Source organism: Haloarcula sp. KBTZ06 (genome assembly GCF_048595605.1).
GTDB lineage: Archaea > Halobacteriota > Halobacteria > Halobacteriales > Haloarculaceae > Haloarcula > Haloarcula hispanica.
Map to the genome: position 1 here is coordinate 2604734 of NZ_CP184337.1, position 22484 is coordinate 2627217.

The 22484-nt window shown below is 50.8% G+C and carries 11 protein-coding genes and 2 tRNA genes; 7 read left to right on the forward strand and 6 right to left on the reverse strand.

All coding sequences use genetic code 11. From position 1 onward, the window contains the following. Positions 1-209: 209 nt before the first annotated feature. From ACNO8S_RS13600 to ACNO8S_RS13610, 3 genes are all read left to right on the forward strand, one after another. The gene (locus tag ACNO8S_RS13600) at positions 210-2936 is read left to right on the forward strand and encodes a DrmE family protein (RefSeq protein WP_420182093.1); all 2727 of its coding nucleotides are present in this window, start codon (positions 210-212) and stop codon (positions 2934-2936) included. Positions 2937-3001: 65 nt separating this feature from the next. Continuing rightward, positions 3002-6901 carry a helicase-related protein gene (locus ACNO8S_RS13605; RefSeq protein WP_420182094.1) on the forward strand — a complete coding sequence of 1300 codons (3900 nt, stop codon included), beginning with the start codon at positions 3002-3004 and terminating at the stop codon, positions 6899-6901. A gap of 2 nt (positions 6902-6903) precedes the next feature. Continuing rightward, on the forward strand, positions 6904-9018 hold the full coding sequence (locus tag ACNO8S_RS13610; RefSeq protein ID WP_420182095.1) for a hypothetical protein: 2115 nt from the start codon (positions 6904-6906) through the stop codon (positions 9016-9018). Positions 9019-9182: 164 nt separating this feature from the next. On the opposite strand, the gene ACNO8S_RS13615 is transcribed toward ACNO8S_RS13610, so the two are convergent. The 4 genes from ACNO8S_RS13615 to ACNO8S_RS13630 form a co-directional block, all read right to left on the reverse strand. Then, positions 9183-11111 carry a DNA cytosine methyltransferase gene (locus ACNO8S_RS13615; RefSeq protein ID WP_420182096.1) on the reverse strand — a complete coding sequence of 643 codons (1929 nt, stop codon included), beginning with the start codon at positions 11109-11111 and terminating at the stop codon, positions 9183-9185. 447 nt (positions 11112-11558) lie between these two features. After that, complete coding sequence (locus tag ACNO8S_RS13620; protein WP_420182097.1) at positions 11559-12857, reverse strand: DNA cytosine methyltransferase; 1299 nt, start codon at positions 12855-12857, stop codon at positions 11559-11561. 53 nt (positions 12858-12910) lie between these two features. Continuing rightward, the gene (locus ACNO8S_RS13625; RefSeq protein WP_420182098.1) at positions 12911-13651 is read right to left on the reverse strand and encodes a hypothetical protein; all 741 of its coding nucleotides are present in this window, start codon (positions 13649-13651) and stop codon (positions 12911-12913) included. A gap of 172 nt (positions 13652-13823) precedes the next feature. Next, a complete protein-coding gene (locus tag ACNO8S_RS13630) occupies positions 13824-16559 on the reverse strand; it encodes a hypothetical protein (protein ID WP_420182099.1) in 2736 nt (911 codons plus the stop codon). Between the two features lie 482 nt (positions 16560-17041). Here ACNO8S_RS13630 and ACNO8S_RS13635 point away from each other — a divergent pair, with 482 nt between their 5' ends. From ACNO8S_RS13635 to ACNO8S_RS13650, 4 genes are all read left to right on the forward strand, one after another. Then, positions 17042-18079, forward strand: coding sequence for a hypothetical protein (locus ACNO8S_RS13635; protein ID WP_420182100.1), 1038 nt, complete (start codon positions 17042-17044; stop codon positions 18077-18079). A gap of 176 nt (positions 18080-18255) precedes the next feature. Next, the gene (locus tag ACNO8S_RS13640; protein ID WP_420182101.1) at positions 18256-20262 is read left to right on the forward strand and encodes a hypothetical protein; all 2007 of its coding nucleotides are present in this window, start codon (positions 18256-18258) and stop codon (positions 20260-20262) included. 12 nt (positions 20263-20274) lie between these two features. Beyond that, the gene (locus tag ACNO8S_RS13645; protein WP_420182102.1) at positions 20275-20943 is read left to right on the forward strand and encodes a hypothetical protein; all 669 of its coding nucleotides are present in this window, start codon (positions 20275-20277) and stop codon (positions 20941-20943) included. A 36-nt stretch (positions 20944-20979) separates the two neighbouring features. Then, a complete protein-coding gene (locus tag ACNO8S_RS13650; protein ID WP_420182103.1) occupies positions 20980-21711 on the forward strand; it encodes a hypothetical protein in 732 nt (243 codons plus the stop codon). 387 nt (positions 21712-22098) lie between these two features. On the opposite strand, the gene ACNO8S_RS13655 is transcribed toward ACNO8S_RS13650, so the two are convergent. Beyond that, positions 22099-22173 (reverse strand) — tRNA-Ile (locus ACNO8S_RS13655). Positions 22174-22355: 182 nt separating this feature from the next. Next, a tRNA-Asn gene (locus tag ACNO8S_RS13660) sits at positions 22356-22428 on the reverse strand. Positions 22429-22484: the final 56 nt, after the last annotated feature.

A 22484-nucleotide genomic window follows, 5' to 3' on the forward strand; every position in this document is an offset into this window, starting at 1 on the left:
TGTCGCTGGTCTTCATCCCCGACAAGTTGGCGGCGCAGACACTCCGGACGAGTGCCAGCGTTACAGAGATATCGCCAGTAATTCATCTCCGAGAATGCTCCCATTGCCCAAGATTGATTCCGTTACTGGTGCCCACATAGTAACCTGTAGGTGTTTCTTTCCCCCAGATATTTATATTACAAAGATAGTGGTATCTACGTTAGAAGAGTATGCCGGCAGGTGACTCACCACAGGGCAGGGATGTGCTGGAGGTCGACGACAGCACAGCTCCAATACTTGTAACTGACGAGATGGGCAGGTTGCATTATGGCAATAAACGAGTTGCATTAACTCGGCTGGATCGTTCTTATGTCGCTGCGGCAGGAATGGCGCACAAACAGGACCGCGATTTAGCGCTTATTTATCCCTCTCCTCCGACATATCTCCAGCTTACGGTCCTTCTTGCAGTTGGCTACCAGAGTTATGATGCACCGCCGACCCTCTTCGTTAGTAATCGTTCCGGCGCCGGAATTCGCGAGCAGTATTTTGATGTCGGTATCGGTGACTCGCTTCCGAATGCGCCGGTCAACTCGGTTGCCGATTTCACTGCCCCTCTAGTGAAAACGGGTGATGGCCAGAATATATCATATATCACTCACCACAAACCGCGGGACTGGCAGGGCGATCATCGAGGAGTCTCCATTGTTCATACAACGCTCGGAAAAAAGATAGCCAGCAACTTTCCTTCCAGTGAAAGTCTCCCCCTCTCGGGGATTGTGCTCGATCTGACTACAAAGCTTCTGAAAGATTACAGCGTCATAGAACAATACCAGAAACACGCAGCGGAGCGTGGCATCCCCCTGTTATATATTTTTGACACTCCTTGCCACAGACATCTCGACCGACTCGAGGAACAGAATGCTGAAGCCCCTGTGGATGAACAGACCCTTTTCTGGGGATTCAGCCATTCAATGATTTCAGAGGCTGGGCCAAGCTTGCTCGGAATTCAGGCAGGGAATTCCTCATTTGATCCCGACCAAGTAACGCAAAAAACCTGTAACCAGTCTTCACCCTTTGAGATCTCTATTCCGGTACTTCAAAATATCATGAACGGTGTCGACCGTGAGATTACTGAACTGACCTACAGTGATCTTCAGCCTGTTGCCACTGAAGCATACAGAAAAATTCAGAAAGTGGCCAGCTATGTGCGCCACCAGCACAATTCGTTCCCCCGTTCGGTGAGTCAGGTAATGCGAGACCTGCATTTCACATATTCCTATCTGAGCACGCTCCCGACTTCGGTGGAATTCCATGATGATATCATGGCTTTTGAAAGCGGATGGGGCTCCGGTTCAGCACTGGACCAGATGATTGATAACCTCAGGGACAACTACCAGGCACTCGAGAGCGATGTCACCGGTGCCGGTAACATGCTGGAAGATGCCTGCGATGCATTATCCCAGATGCGAAGCCAGCTGTTGGACCGAAATCCAAAAGTGGATGAGATAGTAGATGAACTGAGAGGCGCCGTCGAAAGTCAGGAATCACTTGTTGTCCTGACTGCAACTACCCGGCAGACATCATTACTCCGGTCCTTCGTCTCCGAACAGGCAGGAATTCGCGGGAGCGAACTCGATGAGGCAGGCATCGAATTCCACTCACTGTACAATACCCACACAATTCCGATGGGCGACCGTCTGCTTTTTCCGGGCGTCCCCTCGAAAAGTCATCATCCGGCAGTAATGTCAGGTGCTGCTCCAGAGCAGACGTATCTTGCCTATGACTGGGAGACTGATCGGCTAAAATACTGGCTTGATTACTTGCAGCGACTGGCAGATCATCGATGCGGACCTGCCAGTCTGTATCATACAGCAGGTCAGCTTGATGTGAAACAGAGCAATCTTGGCGACTTTGTGGACCCCCCGGAACAGAACCACGAACCGATTCCGTTTGACCCAAATCAGGAAGAAACATCGACCACAGGGAATGCGGATGGTGGTGACGAGCAGAACGATGATAGGGGGGTTCCAACGACACGCAAACAGGGTGTCGGGGGAAACAAAGCCAAGAGTATTGGCGTCAGCGACTCGAAAATAAAGGATGATGCGGGAGTGGATCCAGAATCCTTCTCACCGGACCCTGACGGGCTCTGGGGTGCTGTAGAGTCCTTCGATGATGGTTCCGAACAGGAGACTGTTAACGAAGGTCGAGAGAACATAACCTCTTCGGAAGACGGGACCGTTCAGGCGGTCAAGGTTTCGCTGACTGGCGGGTCATATATCTATGAACGACCCAGTGGGCTGCTGTGGGTCTTCAATGAGCAGCGTTCTGGAAAGCAACGCCGGCATCGGAAGGCAGCTTCTGCGCTCGAGGAAGACGACATGATTCTTATTACAGAACGCGAGAGTAGGCGGGACATTTTCGAACATATTGTGGAGAAAATCCGATCTGAGGTTCCTGAATTCAAACAGTACAGCAAGATGCTCGAGTACTGGCGAACGAATCTCGAGCGGATCGTTTCTGAAGAGAATCTATCCCACGCTGACATCGCCAAGGCGCTGCAGGCATATGCCGACGAAAATAACGTTCCGGAAGCCAGCCGGACCTATCATGCGGTTCGTGCCTGGATCACTAAAGAAGCGATTGGTCCTGATGATTACAGAGTGATCCAGGCTCTTGGAGAGATTTATGACGTCGAGATTTACAAGGAGATGGCCCAAGAAATTGAGGCATCACTTGAGGAGATTCGAACACTCCATCGGAGCGTTGGGCGTAATCTAGACAAGATCCTGTTCAGTGCGGGTTCAGCGGATGACAGCGACACGTGGCTCTTTGAAGAGTTCAATATCCGCGTTGGTGACGTACAGGATGCTATCGAGTATCGGCGAGTTGAGGATGTCTCTGACGAGACGTTCGAGGTGAATAATCGTGAGCTTGGTCGACTCTTTGATGTTTAACTACTTCGAAGGTGTCGTATTATTTAAATAACTCTTATCTGCAGATATGATAACTTCGTACGCATATGACTGGTGACCCCGGCCCGGACGGTATCCCGGAATTTTCACACTTTAGCCCTGAAGGAAACTCAATCGGCGACGAAGCATACCGCGATCAGGCCCGGCTCTCACGGTACTTCGGCGGCCGAGTGCTTGATCACGTAACAGGTACCGGTACCCGCGAGGACCAAGACGCGCTAGTTCTGGTTGACCAACCCTCTGACTCTTACTTTTCCGGGACATTGACACCGGCAGAAGATGCCGAATACAGTGACCTTTCTGATGAACTTGAAAGCAAACTCTCCCCTTCAGCCATTCAGGCCGAATTTTTACTCGATTCCGATACTACAGACGAACTCGAAGTTGTAATTTCCGGGAACATATACTATCGTACATTCCCAACGTTCGACCAACAGACCGGTGATGCTCAGAGTACCGCAACAACTGACGAATCAGATAGCGAGGAACCGGGTGATGATGTCGGCGAAGCAGATATCGAATACGACTTTTTTCAGCGTGTCTATCATCGGCACGAATTCCAGACGGATCCAATCTCTATCCCGGTCCCCCCTCTCGAGGAGCAACAGCGCCAGTCGCCTCCGGTAGAAACAGCAGACCTAGTAATCGAAGAATTTCGTACAGCGATCCGTGAGAAACTCGAAGCTATCGATAAGAGCGATGAAAAGCACCTCTGGAGATCTAACAGGCTGATCAATCGCAGTATACCTCTGGACTCAGTGCCCGGGGCTCCAGCAAATACGGAGATTGACGTGAAGGAGTATACCGGAGATCTGTACTTCCCATCAGCTATCCTTGAACACGACACCGAGGATGAAAACCAGGCTGCCTATGAGGCTCTTCTCGATCGCATGACGGCAGGTCCGGATTCTGAACGCCTCTTCCCTGACTGGGATTTGTCCGTCGATATTGAATTCAGTCGGACAGAGAATGGCAAGATCAAGTCGATTCTAACCGTCGAAAATGCCTCTACCGGAGAACCTCGTGATGAAGAAGGGAAACTGCACTATACGACCGATGCTGATACGACCCTGTTCGATCTGACGGCGGATATTTCATTGCCAAAGGGTGAGTTCGTCGATTTCACGTTTGAGCGGCTTGAGGATGACTTTCGGTATGATCGGTCTTTGCCGGGCAGGGGCACCAACTGTGTCCTTTCGTATCCTGACCCAGATGACCGCTCTCATCTCCGCACTGAGTATCTCCCTGCGTATCGCCAGCAACGATATGTGCCACGATCAGGCGAAGATATGGACCGCGACCTGGATCTCGCGTTTGAAACTCTTCAGGATCTTGAGGGAGGAGGGATGGAAGCGCTCGTACAGCTTCGAGATGAGATGTGGGATTATCTGGAGTCACAGGATCGTGGGTATGACCAAGCACTGACAGATCATTACCAGCCTGACCCCGATTTCACGGAGGACGATCGACGAGATTTCGATGAGGATCGGGAAGCGTTCCGGCGGGAAATACTGCGCGTAGAGCGAGCAATTAGCTGTCTCCGAGCGGATCTCGAGGATGATGCCATGGACGGACAGGTCGTTCGTTCGTTCGAACTGATGAACCAGACCTTCGCCAAGGCCCAAGATTTCCCGGGATGGCGCCCGTTCCAGCTGGTGTTCATCCTTCGAGTCCTTCCGGATCTTGTCAGTCGAGAGTATGACAGGTGGAGCGAGGTAACCTGGCGCGAGGGAGAGGAAGCAGAGAACTACAGTGGTGACGAGATGGAGGCGCTTGACCTCGTCGATATTGTCTGGTTCCCGACTGGTGGTGGGAAAACGGAAGCCTATCTCGGGCTTGGCCTGTTTGGTGCGTTCTTTGATCGGTTCCGTGGAAAAAACTATGGTGTATCTGCCTGGACGAGATTTCCGCTCCGACTACTCTCACTACAGCAGACACAGCGGCTGGCGAAACTTCTGATGTTTGCAGAGGTGGAGCGGACTACCGAGCCAGAACTCTGTGGTGAGGAGAAGATGTCGTTCAGTCTGGGATATCTCGTTGGCTCTGCAAACACTCCAAACAAACTATCTAGCCATGTGAAAAACCCTCAGAGCGATGATGAGTATATTCGGTTGTATAATCGGTACCGTGACAGTGAAGATAAACGCAAGCAGGCGAAGGTAATCTCTTCATGCCCGTTCTGCGATGCCACAGTCTCCGTTGAGGTCACCGATGATTTCAGACTTGCACATTGCTGTACTAACGAACGAGAGAATTGCGAGTGGCAACAGCGGACACTCGACACTGATGGTGAATTTCAGGTCTTCGCCCGTGACGAACTCCCAATCCATGTTGTCGACAACGAACTCTATCGGTACGCGCCGACCTTCGTGGTCGGAACCATCGACAAAATTGCGGCGGTAAACTACGAGCGAAAGTCTGCACACCTTTACGGCGGCAAGATGACACACTGGTGCCCAGACCATGGGTTCGCCAGTTTCGGGGAATGTACTGAGAAATACGCCTGTCACAGTGATAATGCGGGCACAAATGACCCAGATGAGCATCTGATACCCCTCTCAGAGACACCGTTTGGAACTCCCACGGATATTTCTCCGACGATGCAGATTCAGGACGAGTTGCACCTGCTCAAGGAGTCTCTGGGGACCTTCGACGGCCACTATGAAACGTTCGTTGACGCCTATCAGCAAAAGCAGGGCCTGCAACGAACAAAGGTTGTGGCAGCGACAGCCACCATCGAAGAATACGAAAAACAGACCAAACAACTATACCTCCGGAAAGCGGAGCGATTCCCGACAGAAGGTCCTTTCCTTGGCGAGAACTTCTACGCCAAGACCGAGGATACCACCCGTCGCCAGTTCTGTGGTGTCCTCCCGCACGGGAAGACCCATATCAACGCCGTCATTGATCTCCTGTATCATTACACGCGCGAAATTGAATCCCTCCGTGAGGAGATTAACGAGGAAACGTCTCCACACTGGCTCATCGACGAACTGGGACTCGAAGACGTCTCTTCGAACGATGACTTCTTGGAACTTCTCAAGCTCTACGAGACCAGTCTCGCGTACACGATCAGCAAAAAAGAGAAGAACCCACTGGTCCGGTCGATTGATGGACAGATGGCTGACTATCTTCGTGGTGATGGGCTCCGGACTCCGCTATCCGATGAACTAACCGGAGATACCCTGTTCGATGATGTCGAGGATATTCTGGACAATCTCGAGGACCCTCCGGATGACTTCCGTGATCGGTTGAATATGATTACAGCCACCAACATGATCAGTCACGGGGTTGACGTCGACCGCTTCAATTACATGGTCTTCTTCGGGATGCCCCGTCAGACTGCCGAATATATTCAGTCGAGTTCCCGGGCAGGCCGGAAGCATCCAGGGCTTGTCTTGCTTTGTTTCAATCCGAGTCGCGAGCGTGACCAGAGCCACTATCACATGTTCAACAAGTATCACGAGTTCCTAGATCGTCTCGTCGAGCCCGTACCCGTTAACCGCTGGAGCCAGAACAGCATCCAGAAAACGATTGCTGGGATGTTCTTTGGCTGGCTCTACAACGAGTGGATGTACCAGACCGGGGAGTACTTCTGGTTCTCGGATAACGTTCGGCCGTTTGCTCGAGCCATCAAGAATAACGAGGTTCAGGAAGATGAGACATTCCGTACCACCGAGATCTCCGGAAAAGACGATGTGCTGGATCTGCTGGAACTCTCCTACGGACGCGACCTCGGTGGCGAGCTTCCAGACACGTTCCAGGAAAACCTAGAGAAAGAACTGGATCGATTGCTGGCCACGCTTGAGGGTGCTCGGACGGAATTCGCTGGAGAAGCGCTTGCAAATGGTCCAATGCGGAGTCTCCGCGACATCGACGCTGAGATTAAACTAATTCCAGATGACTGGCATAACAATGCCCTGTTTGACACACTGGAGGGCCGATAGCGATGGCAGAAAATGATGACAACTACATGGGGCGGGGGAAAGCCCAGGTACTGTTCAATCACCTGCCACAGAGCACATTTGATTACGACCGGGGCTTTGGGATACACCGTGTCAAACAGATCCGTGGTGAAGCAGCTGATGAACTCGATCGCCAATACATTGCTGAACAGGTAATTCGACGGGTTAGACAGTGGAATCAGGAAGAGAATTCGCTCGGCACGACTGGATTCCCAGAGTTCGCAGACTCCTATACGCTACTGAAGCCAACGAAAGTGAAGACCGAGTTCTTCCCGCTGCTACTCACCTGCAACGAGTGTGGACGCGCACATTTCTACCAGTCTCCCAATCAGCTCGCATATAAGAACAGAGAGATGGAGTGCGATGAGTCGGACTGCGATGGGTTTCTCTCCCAAGAGCAATTTGTGGGCTTCCATGAATGTGGCTCGATAGAGTCTCTTGCTCCGTCACGTCAGTCTCAACCACAGTACAAACCCGGGTCCTGCTCCTGTGGAGAGACCCGGTGGCGGTTAGACACCAAAGGAAGTCAACGACTACAGAACTTCCGCTGGGTCTGTATGAACTGTGGCAACCGGGAGGAACTCAGTCAAAAATGCGGGAGCAACTGCGATCTCGAAAATACGTTTCTCTCACTCAACGTCCACCGGGGCAGTAACGTCTACCAGCCGCACTATTTCAACCTCGTAAGTGTCAGTAGCACCGGTTCCAATCGCCTAGGGTCTGTTAACGAGGCTATTGCAGTCCTCGCAAAGTATCTGGGTCTCAGCGACGAATCAGTTAGCCGAATTGATATTGAGCAATCGAAGAGGGATTCGGAGCGTGAAGAACTTGAGGAGATGCGTGATAATCTTCAGGCCAAGGGCCTCGACAGTGCCGTAGCAGATATTGAGGAGGAACTCGCAAATCTTGACAGTGATGGGGTAAGCATACGGGAGAGTGTTGAAAATTTCGTGCCGGAACTGACGGCGGGCCTCAGATCAGAGTCTCCCGACGAATACGCGTACGCGACTGATGCAGTTCAAGAGATCTACGAACATCTCAACATCAGTAACGAACTTCGAACCCGACCGGCTGCAGACATCATCATGGACCGGGGAGAAGTCGATCTCCGGAAACGCGAGTCGCTGGAGGATCAGGTTGCCGAAGTTGAACGCAAACTTGACCAGTTCGGTATCGATGATGCTGGACTAATTGAAGACTTTCCAATTACAAGTGTCGTCTTCGGATTCAGTCGAGGTGGTCGCGATCCAAGCGAAGCACGACTTATCTCGTTTGGTGCTGATGACGCTGAATTGGTTGACGGAAACATCGACTCATCGACAACTCCTGTTTTCGTTGATACTGTTCGTACCGAAGCTGTCCGATTCAAACTTCGACCTCGTGTTGTGATGGCGTGGTTGCTGGAAAACAGCCGCCAAGCAACCAACCTAGGGACGACACTTCACGAACAGATTCTTTCGAGCAGCATTCCAAGATCTCGAGCGGTTCCTATCCGGGAACAGTGGACAGATGAATATGTTGATGAGTGGTCGAAATCCAGTGAGGAATCTATTAAGACGGAACCACTCGACGATTGGTCAACTGAAGAGATCCATGGCTGGCTGGCTGAAAACATGACTCCGATACCCGAGTACGATACGATTTCGCTCGATGATCCTGCCGATATTATCAGTTACTATATTTATCACCTCGTTCATTCGTTCTCTCATATTGTACTGAAATTCGCAACCTCGCTAATCGGAATGGAACGTACCAGTATCTCTGAATATTTATTACCCCGTTCACTCACATTCATTGTCTACTCGAACCAGCGGACGGATTTCAACCTCGGTGGGATGCATGCCCTAGTGGAGTCGGGACTGGATGATCTCATCGAGAACATTGATCAAGAGGGGAACAACTGTGTGTATGATCCCGTCTGTAGCCGCGATGGATCCACTTGTTTCAACTGTATGTTTGTCTCGGAAGTGTCCTGCAGTCACCTGAACAGAAATCTGGGCAGAGATTTTTTGTTTGGATCTAAATCAATGGCCGACAGAGAATTAATCGGCTACTGGGAGCTAGCAAAAGAACTAGCTCACGAGGGTGAGATGGAATAAATGGAGAACTAAAAGCGTGAAGTGCAAGACCATATGCTCTTCTCCAGTCTGGGACAATTGGAGCAACGATCGAATCCCAGCACAGACTTCAGGAGCTGAGCGGTGTCAGGGTGCCACTGATCCGCCATCAGACTTTGATTGCTGATTTCTCAGCCACGGTTAGCTCAGTCATCAGATATGGCTGGCTTTGGAAGGTTATCCGCGGACTGCATCGATGATCTGTGGTCTGTCTCAAGTATCGGACTGAGAAGGTCCCCAAGCTGGCGACCTACCATTGGTGGAACCGCGTTGCCGATCTGTCGGAACCAACTTGTGAACGGCCCTAGGAAAATCCAGTCATCCGGGAATGACTGTAATCGAGCTGCCTCGCGAGGTGTAATCCCACGGTTTCGTCGTTTGTCAGCCCTTGTTTCATCGTTCAATGCATACTTATAGTAGTCAGGGAGCACGAAACTATTGGCGTCCTTGGCCAAGTGCGCTACCACTGTCGGTGCTGGCTCATCCCATTCTAGCATCCGATACTTATCTTTGAATCGAGGGTTGTCTTCCGTCCCAACATCATACTCAATCAAGTCGGCATACGCCTGCTCTTTTTTGTACTTCACATCCCACCCGGTGTCGCCTGGATCCATCGCTTGATCAAAGAGCAGTTGATCCTTTTCCATCGGGTGTTCACGAGCTCGATGGTTAAACGCAATATGTGTGTCGCCAAGGAGGTCATTCTCGCGAACATACTCACCAGGTCGGCCTGGCTGTTTGCCAGCAACCGCGCGGCCTCCTTCTCCTCTAAGGAGCTTTGGAAGTCCGGCGAGAGCCTGTCTAATCGTCCGATCCTCCATCTCGTTCTTCCCAAGCTCCTCGAAGAGCGACCCAATATGCGTGTCGTCCCCGATGACATCCTCTCGGATACCAATCAGAATGACCCGATTACGTGACTGGGGAAGCCCCAGCGTAGAGAGATCTACAAGTTGGTACTGGAGTTTGTACCCGAACTCAGAAGTCGCTGCAATATCGTCGAACCTCTCAAGAACCCTCTCGATGACGCGTACATCTGTATCCCCGACTTCTGTCATGATTCCTTCGACGTTTTCCATTACCAGAGCTCGGGGTTGCAGATCCTGTATTATCTGTAGATATTCTTCATACAGGGAGGTTCGGTCATCCTCAAGGACACTATACTCATCGTCAGAAGCAAGTCGAGAGCGGTAGCCGGCAACAGAAAGCGATTGACAGGGGGGGCCCCCAACGACGAGATCTGGCTCTTCAACGGTCTCTCTAATTTGATCTGCAGCGTCAATCTCGCGGATATCCTCACAGACAACGTTCTGATGCGGTATTTCGGGGTGGTTCAGACGATATGTCGCAGTTGCATGCTCATTGCAGTCAATTGCCCATTGGATATCAAAGTCACTGTGAGCAAGTCCACACGAGAGCCCACCTGCCCCCGCGAACAAATCAATTGCAGTCAAACCTGTATTGTCTTTTTGCTGGACGCGAAGTCGATGTGAGAGGAGGAATTGTTTGAGATCACAGTCGTCCCCACACTTGTCAACGGCTCCTGTCCATGCATGTCCGGCTAGCGCACGGTGAAGAACAGGTAGGAGTCGGTCAGTAATTTCACTCTCAAGTAATTTGTGTCTGTAACAGTTGCTTTCAGCTTCTGTGGGTGTGAGTAAGCCAAATGCGCAGAGAAGTGAATCAATCAGAGGGTCAGCTGGCCAGACAGGTTTATCGAAAGCAGTGAGGAGGAGCCACCATGCTTCAGCCTCACCGATACCAGAGAGTCCCTCCAATGCTTCGTGATATAGTGTATACTGTAATTTACTAAAATCGCGGAGTGTTACACCATCTGTGTATTTCAGCTCCGCCACATCTTCGAGGAGGGCCAGCAATATATCTGCCTCGTTGTGGTCGTTGCGGGTCGTCAAGGAATGGTCAGCGACAAAATCCCGAATTGTTTGTTCGTTAAGGGAGGCTATCCTTTCCCAAGTCCCGAATTCTCTCCGAAGGTCAACAATCAGTTCTCGTTCATCCTTCGCAAAATAGAGGTGGCAAGTCGGAGTAGTAGCTTCAGTAACGGCTACGGCAGCCACAGCGTCCAGTGGGTCATCACTTCCTGCGAGTGGATCCCCACAATCGCACACGGCCCCAGGACAGGTCCGTCCAGATGGATCGTGAATCGTAGTGTATCGGCAAGGGAATGTTTCATCACTTCGGCGGCGCCGAGCGACGGTTTCTGGCGTTGCTTCTGGACAGCAGACGGGCAGGTCGCGACTGCGATGGATCTGCTCTGCAGTTAGAGTATCTGCGACGAAGTCGATATGATCGAGCAGGAACTCTCGGTGCAAGATTTGTTCTTTATCTGGCGCATCTCGAACAACATCTGGAATAGAAAGAGAATCAAGTGATACACCCCGGGTCGGCATGATGCATGCATTTGATACCGGAGTATAAATAGCTCCTGGTATCGGCACAGTTCACCTCACGGATTCTTCACTCAAAAGGAATTAATAAACGAATGTCGAAGCTATGGAGTGCGATCAGAGATTTTCTTCTCGGATAGCCGTCGCCACGGCTTCCGCCAATAGAGGTGGCACAGCATTCCCGACCAGTTTGAAATTGCTCGTGAGTGCCGCAGTGAATTCAAACGAATCCCTGAAGGACTGCAGGCGCGCAGCTTCTCTAACGGTCAAAGATCGTGCCTCTCGAGGATGAATAAACATGTGCCCGTCCTTCTGGAGATGCGCTACAATTGTCGATGCCGGTTTCCGCGGATGCTGTTTTTTGTATTTATCAGTGAAAATGTCTTCGCGGTACGGCTGAAGCCCAATATCTACCTTCCCAATATTCCAGCCCACGCCCTCGCCGAGAATTTTGTAGAGGGTCAAGTCTGTTAGATTGTGACCCCGTGACCTGTGATTCGTCAGCTCTGCCTCCTCCCAGTCTGTGTCCGATTCTAGATCCCGAGCCCAGTCTTGGTACTCGGTCAAAGACGGCACAGTGTATTCTTTGGCTTGGGTGGGTGGTGTGCCTCCATCGGGTGAAACTGGTGGCAAGTCGAGAATTGCATCAGCTACAGTTACCCAAGGTTTCCGGTCTTCAGGCTGTAAATTATTACCTTTCTCTGACTCATCAAGCGTTACACCGAACTCGGTGACCGTAGACTGCGGTGAGTCCAGCTCTATATCTGGATTACTCTGTAGTTTCATTTCGGACTCCGAATCATTCCGTGGTGCCCGATGACTCTTCCAGTCTTCTAGCTGGAACTCGGTTGTGGGTTCACGTTCACCGATAAAAAAGAGGCGTTCACGATGCTGCGGTACGCCGAAGTCTGCAGCATCAACTACCTCGACATGGACTGTATAGTCGAGCGCTTCCATCTGGTCCCGAATGATGTCTACGATCGGTTCACCATTGACTCCCGTGGTGGACCGCATGCCCGGAACATTCTCCATCAGAAACGCAGATGGTTCGAGATAGTCGATAAAACGGAGAAAGTCCTCATAGAGGTGGTGGCGGTCATCTGATTCAGGCGTCTTTGTATCTAGTGACTGAATTTTCGACCGGCCGATCGTCGAAAACGTTGGACATGGTGGGCCACCGGCGACTAGATCAAGCTCACCGGGTTCGAGCCCATCTAACTCAGTCTCTGGATCAAGCTCGGAGAGATCACCAGTGACAACGCCATACTCAGGTTTCCCAAAATTATGCTCGTAGGTCGCGGTCGCATCTGGATTATGATCGGCAGCCCAGAGAATATCGAACCCAGCCTCATGGAGTCCCGCTGAGATGCCCCCAGCACCACAAAAGAGGTCAATTGCGGTCAGACGATCGCTCATTGTTACGTCGTGGTTCATCTCTCCTAATGATGGTTTCGAGTCGCCTACCCAGATTATGACTGGAGGTCGGTGCTATACTGAGTCTGGCCGTATACACAACAAGACTGGAATGGACATACATTACACTCAGGTGAGGATGGGAGACAGACCAGCGCTCCAAGGTCCAAAATTGCTAAATTGAAGGCTCGGGCAAGGCCTCCATTCATCGGTGTAATCCCTTCGAGTAACTGCTGGACCTGATCGTCTTTGTGTGGCTGTGACGGCATCGAATAATCAAATACACGCTCAGCCACACGAGCAAAGTTTCGATCAACGAGCGACATAGGAATACCAAACGCGAACATCATCGTTGCTCGGGCGCAGTACGGACCGACTCGCCACGGTTTCTTGAGTGCGTCCAGATCCTTGGGTACCGCCCCGGAATGATCTTCAACAAGTACCAACGCCACATCCTGAAGCGTTCGGGTCCGCTGGTTCCCAAATCCGAGCGACTTCACTACGTCATAGATTTCGTTCTCAGTCGCATCAGCTAGCTGCATGGGATTTGGATACCTATCGAGGAAAGTCTCGTATACACCAGTCACTGCCTCCGCATGCGTTCGCTGCAAGAGGATTTCAGCAATATACACATGCCATGGATCAGTGGTCTGTCGCCATGGAAATTGACGACCATTCTCTGAAAGCCATGAAAGCAGATCGTTGATTGTCGACACGAACGCCTCGACCTGTTGCCGGGCCGTCTTTTCAGATTGACCCTGGGCGACAAGTGCTTCAACAGCAGGTTCAACACTCACTGCATCCCGGACCTCTTCGGTAGTAACTGCGGTCCGCCCATATGGTAGCGTAATATCGTCCATAAGGGAATCGGGAATCCGTGTGTCACACTAAGTGCCGCAGTCGCGTAAGCGCACCGGTGAACAGGGTTTAGACACCATGGCCGGCTGGCGTGAACCAGCGAGTAGAGAGTCAGTCTGTGAGCCGATCGATTTCGTTTTCTGTAAATAACATTGGCATTAGAACCTGGCCGACGCCGTCAAGCGAATTCTCAATAAGACCAGTGATCCCAACCTCTTTTTCGATGAGTTCATCTTCTCGTTTATCTTTCAGTTCTCTGTACTGGCTGATCGTCATGAATACGATTGCGTTTTTATAATGGTCCTCAACGTATTGTTTGTATGTTTCTTTGATGTTTTTGTTGACAATGAATGACCGTAGCGGTGCAGAGTCCATATTGATAGTCACCATCAGCCCGCTGATTGTGCCATCAGTGCTTTCATCGAGTCGCATAATGACGGATTCATCAAATTGACGAGCAACGTCTGAGTCGACTTCGGCAGCATCAATTTCGAGGTCTTCTGGATCGAAGTCCGGTGCATCAGGATCGAAATTCCAGTGCCTCTCATACACAAGCTTGATATCCGGAATGGCAAGCCCACCCTCGGATTCCTCCGTTCCAGCATCTCTATCGCTACCCTCACTTCCGGTATTGTCATCCCCACCATTGGTTGCGGAGGGCGTCGAACTGTCGTCTTCTTCGACTTCGTCAACGAATTTAATTTCGACGTGCCCATACAGCGGTGCAGTATCGACAGTATCGATATCGCTCGGATCAATCCCGTCTGGCATCAATGCACGATAGCATGCAAGCACTGTATTCTCGCTACCAACAATCGACTCTTTTTCACCAGCAATCCGCGAGTAATCCAAGTTAGAAACGATTTCTGCATTAAGCATGGGGCGTTTAAGCCGGAACGTCATCATTCGGGAATCCCCCGCTGTTGCAGCTTCCGGTGGATCCACAGTCAAACTCAACACGCCACCATGGAGTTCTGTTATAGGAACCAAATCCGAATGGGAGGCTACGAGCTCACCAGACAAGATGTCCCGCGTGAGATAGTCATTTTGGGCGTCAGTTGCGAACCTGACTTTTCGACGCCTGTTCACAGGTACCTCGACCTGCATCGTCCCCGAATCTGATTCGTCCCAAAATACGTGTTCGCTATCAGGATTATACTCTTCGATCCCGACCAAGAACGTCGGAAGCTTCCAAGGCTCAAGATCGTCTACATCGGGTTCATCATTATCACCATCACCGGAACCTGCGGTGACCGTTTCCCCCTCACTATTTCCACTGCTACTGCTCTCGGGGCTCAGTCGTGGCCCAGAGATTTTACGCCCTGAACTAACATAGGATGCAAAGTCCGGGTTATCGTTCACAAACTCCTCGAAGGATTCCGGATCAAATTCTGAATCGTCTGTACCCCGCTTTGCCCGTCGGCGATCCTCCTCATCTGTCAGCATATCGCTATTCTTGAGAGCATCTTTGAGACCCTCTTTCAGACATCGTGTCTCTTCTTTCCCGGCCTGTAATCGATCACGAGTCGGTTTGAACAGATCAGACATATCAGGGTTTGCGAAATCATCAAATCGCACGATGACCACGGTATCCTGAGCAACTTTTGAATAGCCACACTGATTTTTCAAAAAACCAAGCCCCTGATCACCGTGCGTCTGGCCGTTTACAGTGAACATTAGCGCATGATCCGCGTGAATACCGGTTCGACCGGTCATATCCGTGTGACCACTCTTTTTCTGAAGGAACCGATTAGTCGATCGGGTAGTTATTTCCTCCTGATCAAGTTGATCTTCGTGTTTGAACAGGAAAACCTCAATCTGGCGTTCACCAAGGATTTCGGACCCAACCTCACTGAAATCGTACTTGAGCGTCTCTGTATCTTTTAATAGATTCTGGTTCTGTGGTTCTTTTAATGACGGCAAGAATCCGCGGGTCGTGTTTCGCGTGACGCTAGTGCTGTAATCACGGGTCTCAGTCATTGTGACCGAAAGTGGGGACTCGACCACGTATCGTTCAAACTTGTACAGAAATGGTTCTTGCCCGGAGATGTCTGCACGGGACACGTCCATCTGATAGTCATACACTTTGACGAACGATCCAAATTCTTGGCCATAATCGCCCGGTTCAGCGTCTGGGACTGTCTCCACGAGCGACTGCCCGAACTTGCCCTCGAATCCTGGGATCTCTCCATTAACAACGCAGTATTCGTACTGGTTCGCCTCTCGGTTCTGTCGGACGAGACTCCAAGACCACTCGCCTGGGTTCTCATGAGATGCCGACGCAACGAACTTGTAACAGCCGTTATCTCGATCACCACAGAACTGGAGTACACCAGTACTTCCCATACCATACTGGCCTTGGGTGAAACTGTAGTCCTGCTTGATTACCCCCGGTGTATGAAGTCCGAGAAAAGTCTCCTCAAATCGACTCGGAGGCTGTCCACAACCATGATCCCGGATTGTGAGACTCAGTTGGTTCCCATTCGTTGGTGTCGTCCCATCAGCAAGAATTTCGATATCACCATCATCGGGTGCGAACGCACTGGCTGCCTCAGCCATTGTGGCATATTCGTCAGGCTCAGCCCCATCAGGGGCATTTTCTTCAAACCCGCGAATCAGTACTGCATCATCAGCATTAGCTTTTAGTTCCACAAAACACGGCATCGGACTACTGGCCTGCGTTTGGACAGTCCCGTAATTATTCGGTTCTTGTCCTAATGGTCGCCATGCAATATCAAATCGGTCTTCAAGTTTCTCAATCAGTTCAGTGACCTTCTGTGGCGTTTCAGCCATCAACAAATGAGTTCCATACTCTCTAGAAATTTCACCATCAAAATCGGCTGGCATTATGATATCATCTGTCTATATGCTGGTCTGATAAACATGCCGGCATCGGCTCCCCCAATTCTCATAGATGATATGTACAGTTATTAATTCCGCTTGTGAATCCAACTCCGAGAGTCTGCCTGTTTTAATATTGATCAAGAAATGTGATCCTAGTCAAATCCGTTTTGAGTCTGCCGAATCCTGATGTATCGATTCCAGTATTCCGATAGTCAGTCTAGTTTGTAGCGGCGCCAATGGACCGTACAGTACTATTATGATTAGACAAATCAAGCAGATCAGTAGAGATCACATAGTTATCTGAATCGACAAAATAGTTCCCTATCCATCAGGTCGGAGATCAGGAAAACGGAGAGACTGCGGCGACCAAACAGCGATAACATGAGCATAGTCAGCAGTCAATGTAACTCGATCCGTATTAGTGATAGACTCAAATAGCCTTGTGTGCGAAGGCTTATTTGGCTCACAATACAATAATGACGCTAATGAAGGTTATTGTCGACATTCCGGATGAGCTCGTTGATCCGATCCGGGAAGCTGTACAAAAAGGAGATTACGACTCAACACGGGAGTTCGTCCAATTTGCGCTTGAGAATCAGACAGAGATTGAACTCAACGAAAAATCAGCCGGCCAATCGCTGCCAGCCTTAGAGGACGTTATCGAAAACCGACAGAGTCCCCATACCGCCGAAAAAGAGAGTGAATATACGGAATCAATGGGTGATTTTGGTATTCTCCGTGGACAGTATAGCGAAATTCCGACCGTGGATTCGCCTGATGAAAATAAAATTAGCTCCGGAGTACTCTGGGGGCAATACAATCGCTTACTCCCAATCAAGTTCGTAATCCGGGGTCTTGCAAATCGAGTATATACTGCTAAAGAACCGATCCCACTCGCTGAATTTGCTGATTCGGTCGCAGATGATGCTCGAACTTTTGGTCAGGAACTACAGAGACTTGATGAGGAACTTGGGTTTTCGCGTGGTAACAAACGCTCTTCTGCGTTCCCGACTGGGTCAGATGCTGATAAGAGTCTCCGACGTTTTAAGAATCATTTTATCGGTGAAGTTTCTGGGGATGGATCTCTCCGAGGAGCACCGTTCGAGCTAGCTCTCATCAACGTAGCTGAAGAGGATGATCGGCAAAGGATTGCACCAACGGTAGCGGGTCGAGAGTTCGCTCAGCTCTCCAACCCGATTCTTGATAGTGATCGAACGGCTGAACTTCCGTTTTCCCCGGAAGAGCGCGAGTTCTATTTCAATCATCTTCAAGAGTTTAGACCAAATGAACTGGAGGCGATGCAATATATAGCAACTGAAATTGAGTCTGGCACCGACAGGCCCAACCCCCTTACAGAGGCTGTAGGAGAACTCAACAGTGATTGGTCGGATAATCAAGCGAGTACGATTCGAACTGGACTCATTAGCCGAATGAATGAGCTGGGGTTACTCGAGCGTGGACGTGTGGGACAACGCGGGGTTAAATATTCACTCACTACCGAGGGAGAGACGCTCCTTACCTAATGCAATGGGACCTGATCAATCCTACATTATCACAGAACGGTTTCGATAATGAAGATAACGTCGATAACGACAATATTTATATGATACTGTCACTAGTGCTAGGTCGTGCAAACCTCAACTGGTGCCATCACACGGTTGAATTTTCTCGTAGGACGGGGATTCTGGGGTGACCGGGAGTGACTCCTCCCGATCAATACGACGTGTTTGAGAAGGGGGCCCGCCAGACACGAGTTAATTGGAAAAACCAACTCAAACAAATCGAAGACAGTTACCGTGAGCACCGGGGCGTCGTCCATGGGGTCCAAAAAGACGGAATCCAGAACGCTTGGGACGCAAGGAACACCGACAGGGAAGACGAGTGGAAGATTCAATTCAAACTAGTTCGAGGAGAGGACCAGACCTTCTTCGTCATAGAAGATTCAGGCACAATCGGCCTGACGGGCCCAGTACGTGACGGAGCAGATTACGAGTCTGAACTTGAAGAACACGACCGGTGGGCACGGTTTGAATCGCTCGCATTCACCAAAGACGACTCGAGTGATGCTCTCGGGTCGCGCGGACAAGGGAAGTTCATCTTTGTTGCCGCCTCCAAAGATAATGTTATCGTCTACGACTCTCTCCGAGAAGATGGTTCGTACCGGACCGGCTATCGCCGTGTAAAACGGACTGAGTCGCCGGTGAATAGCTGGGATAACGCTGAAGGCCGGGAGAAATTCGCTGAGTTGACTGATCACGAACTCGAAGAGCTTGATCATGTAGGCACGCGAGTTGTGATAGTTGAACCCTCCAATGAATTGACCAGTGCCGTTGAGTCCGGCGAGTTCGAAGACTATGTCGCAGAGACGTGGTGGGAGCTTCTCAAATTCCACGATGCGACGATCACCATCTCTGATGATGACTCGACAACGACCGTGTCGCCCCCAGTCGAATTCGATCTTCCTACCGAAGCAGATGGCTCTCGAGACGTCTGGTTAGTCGAGGACGAACAAATCGAAGACAAATATGGTGTGGCCAAGATGCATCTCGTTCATGATCCTGACCAGAACATCCCCCGAGTCTATCGAGGGATTGCACTTCAACGAGGGGGAATGAAAGTCGAATCCATCGAGCCCCGACGTCGTGTCCCCCCAGATATTGCAGACCATCTGTACGGGTTCATCACGTTCGATGCAGCGACCGAAGAAGAACTCAAGCGTGCAGAAAATCCAGAACACTACGGGTTCTCTGGACGATACCAGGTCACCAAAATAATCAACAGTTATGTCAAAGATCAGATTGAGCTGTTCGCTAGAGAAGAACTCGACTGGACATGGTCAGAAGAGGTTGAGTCGGAGCGCCAACAGCAAGCGGCTGAACAGCGCGCACTAAACAGCGTCAACGAGGCGTTCAGTGATTTCGATTTCCACACGGGCGACACCGCTGGCACAGATAGTACAAGCACTTCAACCTCACCCGGGCGGAAGAAAGATGTACGACTCTCGATGCCTGAGCCCAATTTCCCACGGAGTGACCACCGGGTAGAATACGGTGACGAAATCAAGAGGATTCGCGTTAATGCGTTAAATTCTCTGGATTATGAAATTGAGGCACAACTGCGGATTGATCTCGAATTCCGGAATCAAAGTCTCTCAGAATTCACGCAACAGATCACAGTTCCAGCATCAGCAGGGAGTGATCCTGGAACTTACGAATCCGACCCCTACAGGCAGCCCATCGAGGAGGGTGACTTCCCCATCCCGGGCAAGTACTCGCTGACAGCACAGCTCGCAGCGCTCGAGGATAGCCCAAATTTCTCACGTGGTGAAATCATCGATACGGTCTCGCTGACAGTCTATCTGGAGGTGGAACCACCCGCTGGCGATGGTCCGTTCGCTGATTGCACGCCCGCTAAACTGGATGATGACACTGTCTACGGGGAGGTAGTTCGGACCGAAAAGGGACAGCGCCAAGCACGAGTCTACCAGTATAATATCAATCATCCCGAGTACAAGGCAGTCAAGACGGATACAGATGCCAGTGCGGACTATTTGTTCCGGTTGATGAGCCAAGCATTATTGTTGGATGAGCTAGAGCGTGGGAATCAAGATATTTTCCAGAATGCCGATCTGGACTCCCCAGAGGGTGCGCTGCAGGCAATGGTTGACGAGATGGGCGACCTCTCAGCAGCGTACTACACGACATAACTGGTGCTCAATATGGCAGTCATAGTTCGAGAACGACACGAAACCGGCGATGGGATCGAATATCGAGAAACATATCGGACCGATAAACATCTGACAGACGAGGCACGCGCACAGGCTGAAGAGCTGGATGCGCTTCTCGAGTCCCGAATGAAAGCGATCGAGCAAGAAATGGAAAGCGAGGGACTGCTGAAGCTGGTGAATAGTTCCGGAGTGATCCAGCTGTGGTATGAGGTCGGTCAGCGGCTGGATTTCGTATTTGATCCATCTGTGGTTTCGCCCGAGGATCGCGAGGACGTTCTACGTGCGTTATATGATCATACAGCGAAGCTCTGGCCTGGCGAAGAAATTCCTCGACGTGCCAATCGCGCCACGGAAAACCATTTTTGGTACTGTTATCAGCTTGCGCAGTACGAGTGGGAGTTAGTCGAACAGGCAGGGAATTGGACGATTTGGGTTGAGTTCTTCGACACGGAACTGATGCAAAAAGACGAACGGATTATTCGGTGGTTAGCCGAGGTGCAAGAGCAGTTCGATCCAAGTGCTCGACAGAACTGGGTGCGTGAAATCAATCGCGAACTACGAAATGTCTTCGAGAGTATTGATACCAGAATCTTGAGCGATGAGGAGCTCCGAGAAGAGCTAAATGAGGTGCTGGAGGATGTCCACGGGGTGTCGGTGTAGCTCCCAATACCACAAGAAGTAATTCTAATAATATCCATGTCAGAACAATCAATGACGATAACATATCTTGCACCACCTCGCGAAGCCTCTCCAGACCGACTTCTGGAAGTTTGCGAAACGCTTGGCGAGGAGCAATTAACAAAACATGAGGTCGTTGAAGCTGCCAATGGTGGCACGGATGCGATCTACGATACAATCCGGTACGGTGAGCAGCTTGGCTTTCTGATGACCTCGTCTGAAGGTGTCGCCACGACATTTCTTGGTCGGGCAGCTACCGAAGCGCACGAAGAGGGGCAGAAGGCCGAATCCTTTCGGAGAGGATTGGCGTACTATACTCTGTACGTGGATCTACTTGCGACGTGTATGGACATCGATAGTCCACCAGAACGTATTGCTCGATCTACGGTAGCAGAGACTTTAGAGGCAGAGTTCGGGCTAGACGTAAGCAAAAAGACAATGAAAGAGCGTGTCCACACGTTCATGAGAACACTGGAGTGGTGCGACCTAGGTGATTTTGAACCTGGGCGGAAATCCCGCGAAACCGGATTTCGACTTAAACCGGGGATTGGCCGGGACCTTCGCGAGATCATTTCGGTGTCCGCGCTTGATCTCGTCCAAGAGTCCGAGAAGTCAATTGTTGCTGGACCTGCATCAGGCCAAGGGACAAAGTCTGAGTGGGACCTATCATCGGATGCCGGTGTGCAGACACGTCTTTCAGATCAAGATGTCGCTGATGACGACGATGATGAAATGGAGCGGTTATTTTAGACTGACGCTCGTTGCGTCATAGTTGAAGTCGTGGGTCCTTGGGCTGGAGTCGAGTTTTGAAACATTCTAACTAGCCTAAAATATCTTCAGGCTCGCTAAATTTCTACCATTAGTTCTCAGACTTTCCCCGGCAAGAAATAAATCTAGGCGAACGATGTCGCGATAATTACACAATCGGTTTGAAATTTATTGTCATGTCAAACCAATCAATTACCTTTAGTCACTCTCTTGGGCTATTGTGGATTGCAAGACGGCGACGACCCTCAACCAAGCGCTGGTTGGGTCACGCGCGCGACAGCTCACCAATCATTCCTCGAAGTCAGAAAATAAGCGATACAGACCCGCTCTATGCTGGTTCCGTTGGCTCAGAACCATGCAGACTCTGGATGGGCCCTGCCGGATTTGAACCAGCGCTCAATCGGTTATGAGCCGATCGCTTTAACCAGACTAAGCTAAGGGCCCTTCAGAATGGTGTTGATGAGTCCGCATCTTTAGCCTGTCGGGTTGGAGTGGTGGGGTTCGGAGAGACAGGTGGGTCGATACAGAGAGTTTCGTGCATCGGCTGCATATCTCACCGTCCAGCGGCCCTGAAAGCCGACAGTGACGGAGTCGCAGCGCTCGTCGATTTGTGAGTGAAAGAACGACGCCACCGCCAGGGCTCGAACCTGGGACAACCTGGGTAACAACCAGGTGCTCTACCAACTGAGCTACGGCGGCGCGAACGCATCCAATCATTGCCAGAGTTGGTAATTAGGGCTTTCGTTTCCAGTCGG